The following is a 437-nucleotide window of genomic DNA, read 5'->3' as shown; positions in this document are numbered from 1 at the left end:
GGATGGAGTCGGCGATTGTGCGCGGCGATCCGACCAGAGCGGTTGTTGCGCCGCTTGCATTGGTCGCGGTGACGGTCGGATACCAGAGCGCGCGGTCATGGACATCGCCGCGTTTGGCGATATCGAGCAGGCGCTGGGAGCCGATATTGGCGGGGGGTGTTGCGTTGACCGGCGCGCGCGAAAGGCCCCTCTGACGGTTCTCGTTCAGACGGTCGAGACCCCTGTGCGCCTTATCCCAGGCCAGTTCGTCTGTTTCAGCCACGATTGGCCGGAAGGTAACCCAGATGCGCGGGCGATCGGTTCGGCCTGCTTTTGCGGCTTCGGCATAGATGCGGTCAATCTGCTGCTTGGTTTCAGCCAGCGGCTCGCCCCAGAGCCCGAAAATGTCGCACAGCGAGCCACCGATACGATAGGCGGCATCCGACGAACCGCCGAGC

At 64.1% G+C, this 437-nt stretch carries 1 protein-coding gene; it reads right to left on the bottom strand.

Annotated elements, in window-relative coordinates; genetic code table 11:
* Positions 1 to 437, bottom strand: a 437-nt coding sequence (locus tag LC455_RS31160; protein ID WP_223596814.1) for an LLM class flavin-dependent oxidoreductase, incomplete at both ends; no start/stop codon positions are given.

It is taken from the genome of Neobacillus bataviensis (genome assembly GCF_019969725.1).
Note: the sequence above shows the minus strand (reverse complement) of the source record. Positions and strands in the feature narration are given on the sequence as shown.